The sequence below is a fragment of the Mesorhizobium sp. M0244 genome (genome assembly GCF_040321795.1).
GTDB lineage: Bacteria > Pseudomonadota > Alphaproteobacteria > Rhizobiales > Rhizobiaceae > Mesorhizobium.
In genome coordinates this window covers 1-2,993 of record NZ_JAMYSE010000184.1, presented here as the reverse complement: position 1 = coordinate 2,993, position 2,993 = coordinate 1, and the positions used below count along the sequence as shown (strand labels likewise).

Below are 2,993 nucleotides of genomic sequence, written 5' to 3'. Positions count from 1 at the left end.
CACACCCTATGAGTTCATCTGCAAAATTTGGGCAAAAGAGCCCGAACGGTTCCGACTCGATCCCACCCATCAAACGCCGGGACTAAACACCTAGGCACACCTAACCCAAAAGAAAACCCAGCGTGATCGCCAGCTGGCCGGCATAATACAGCGCCCAGACTGCGTGGCGCATCCAGACGCGGTACGGCGAGATGGCGGGCAGCAGGAACTTTTCCGAAGCAAGCAACCCGTCGGACAGCATGAGCAGGACGACGCCGCCGACGGCCCAGGCACTGTTCAGGGTGAGCGCGGCAATGCCCATGGCGAGGATTGCCGCGGCATGCACACTGATCGGCAAACGCAAAGCGGGGCCAACGCGGCGCCAGAGCGCGAAAAGCATGGCCAGCGCGAATACGGTCAGCGCCAGCACGATCACTGCTCGCCACGGTTCGGCCAAAAGCTGCCCGAGGCCGCCGCCGGAGCGCAGGAACAGCGCGACGTAAAGCACATGCGCGGCAAGAAAACTGGCCGTGCCGCCAAGAAAAGCCTTCTCGCCGTCGCGCGACAGGAAAGCGTCGCCAATGGCACTGAAGGCCAGCGCGGCGACGAGCAGCCATGGCCCGCCCTGCTGCACGACCAGCACCGCCAGCATCGCCGCCGCCAATGTCCTTGCTGCCGACCGCGAAAGGCGCGGCGGCATGCCGAGGCTGAACGCGTAGATCACCGCTGCCGCCAGCGAAAACACCAGCGTCGCATTGGCATTGGCGTCGATGCCGCCGGGAAACGGCATCATGCGTTTGCCTCGCTCGCAGCCGGCTTGCGCAGGAACAGCGATTTCGCCGCCAGTGCCGCGCCGCCGGTGATCAGCACGCAGGCGGCGAGGATGCGCCATGACGGCTCGGCGAAGCCGGCGGCGATCAGCACCAGCGTCGACAGCAGCGGCGCGGCGTAGCTCGCCGCCCCCAGCACCTGGATGTTGCCGCGCTTGACGCCGATGTCCCAGGCATAGAACGCCGCCCCCACCGGCATCAGACCGAGGCCGAGCACGGCCAGCCACTGGCCGGCGCCGTCGGGCAGTACCGTCCGCTCCAGCAAGAGATGGCAGACGAGCGAAAGTGCCGCGGTGGCGGCACAGAACCAGGTGACGATGCTGGTCGGCACCGACGGGAAGCGCCGCGACAACAGCGAATAGGACGACCACAGCACCGCACAGACGCCCGCCATCGCATAGCCGAAGGCATAACGCGCATCGAAGGCAAGTCCGCCGCCGCCCTTGGTGACGATCAGGAACGTGCCGGCAAGACCGAGCAGCGCGCCGACGACATGGTTCCAGGCCAGCCGCTCGCCCGGCATCAGCGCCGACCCCAGCACGATCAGCAGCGGCCACAGATAGGCGATCAGGCTGGCCTCGACGGCCGGCGCATTGCGCAGCGCCGTGAAGTAGAAGAAATGGTAGCCGAACAGGCCGGCAATGCCGATCACCCAGACTTGGCGCGGTATCTTGCCGGCGCTGTCGGCCGCCGGCGTGAACAGCCGGGCGACCAGTCCGACGCAGGTGCCGACCGTGAAGGTGAGTGCCGAAAGCAGGAACGGCGGCACCGCGCCCGAAGCATCCGTAAGCAGCGCCAGCAGCGCCCACATGGCGACCGCGGAGAAGCCGATCAGTGTTGCGCGCGCCATACCCGTCGCCCCCGTGCCCATCTGCGGCGGCGCACGATCACGCCTATTCGTTTGCTTCGAACCGCTCCGCGCTGATCGTCAACGGGCCGATTTGCGTGCTGACCGTGGCGCGGATCGGCGCATATACGCCGCTTTGGCCGACCGGTGCAAACGTCACCATGATGCGGCTGTGGTTCTTCAGGTATTTCAGCGCCTTGCGGTTTTTGCGGTAGCCGGCCACCGGCTCGAAGCCCATCCTGCAGGTAACCGTGTCGCCCTTGTAGCCGGCCACCGAGATCGACCCTTTCGCCTCGTAGGTCAGTTTCAGATCGGCACGCATTTCGCCGTCATAGAGCTTCACCGTGCGCCCGCAGACCTGGTCGAGGTTGTCGGCATGGATGACGGTCGCGGCCATCGGATCGAGGACCGATACGAGATCGCTGCCGACCAGCGGTATCCAATTGTTGGGATTGCGCTTTTTCGGCTCAGGCACGACCTTGGTCGAGGTCACGACGCCGTTGGCAAACTGGATGTCGATCATCGATGTCTTCTTGCCGGACGTGTAGTCGGCGCGAAACGCCTGCGGCTGCATTTGCTTGCCCGAAATCTTGCCCTTCGACGAAATCGTGCCCCGCGTATCGTCGAACAATGTGGCGAGCCCGGCGCTGGAGACGCTGCCCTCGATCGAATAGGTGTCGCCTTCGTAATGGCTGGAGAATTTCGCTTTGGCCACGGAAAGGCCGAGGAACGACACCGAATACTCACCCGTGAAGGATTGCGGCTCAGCGGCCGAAACCGTCGTCGACAGCGCGACGGCGAACAGCGCGATCAGGGCATGGAAAACGTGTAAAGAACGAGGCATGGGCGGGTCCTTGGTTCTCGACCGGAGATGGGCAGCTCTGGTCTGGCATGTCCCTGTGTGACCGCTTATAGGCTGAATTCCGGCCTTAATGTGAAGGGGCGCTGTCGTCTTGAGCGACGAGGCTGGTCGACGGCCAAAATAAAAAACCCGCCTCGGCGGCGGGTCATCGGCGCGAATTAGCACGATGGACAAATTAGTAGCATAGCTGCCGGCACAAAGCAAGAACAAAATGTGGCGTCCTCGACGAGGCTGCCGGTCCGCCCTTGCGAGGGAGACCCCCGGCCGGGGCAGAGGGGAGGGTTGCGGCCTTCATTCGAAGCTTGGGTTCCTCGCCCCACGAAAGTGGGGAGAGGTGACTCGGCGAAGCCGAGACGGAGAGGGGAACTGCGCCCTACGAAAGCCCCCTCTCCGGGCGGGTGGCGCGCCCCACAGCCCCCCCACGGCGGGGGGGGCGGGGGCGAGTTGTTGGGGGGGGGGGGGGACCCCCCACGGG

General features: G+C 65.0%; 3 protein-coding genes. All 3 read right to left on the bottom strand.

Annotation, left to right across the window (positions count from 1 at the left end; all coding sequences use genetic code 11):
- Positions 1-100 precede the first annotated feature (100 nt).
- Genes NKJ08_RS38320 through NKJ08_RS38310 form a run of 3 tightly spaced genes read right to left on the bottom strand, consistent with a single transcriptional unit; the run spans position 101 to position 2,500 of the window.
- A complete protein-coding gene (locus NKJ08_RS38320) occupies positions 101-772 on the bottom strand; it encodes a lysoplasmalogenase family protein (RefSeq protein ID WP_352531932.1) in 672 nt (223 codons plus the stop codon).
- Positions 769-1,659, bottom strand: coding sequence for an aromatic amino acid exporter YddG (yddG, locus tag NKJ08_RS38315; protein ID WP_352531930.1), 891 nt, complete (start codon positions 1,657-1,659; stop codon positions 769-771). Before yddG ends, NKJ08_RS38320 begins: the two co-directional genes overlap by 4 nt.
- Before the next feature lie 43 nt (positions 1,660-1,702).
- Positions 1,703-2,500, bottom strand: a complete 798-nt coding sequence (locus tag NKJ08_RS38310) for a DUF3108 domain-containing protein (protein ID WP_352531928.1) — start codon at positions 2,498-2,500, stop codon at positions 1,703-1,705.
- Positions 2,501-2,993 lie beyond the last annotated feature (493 nt).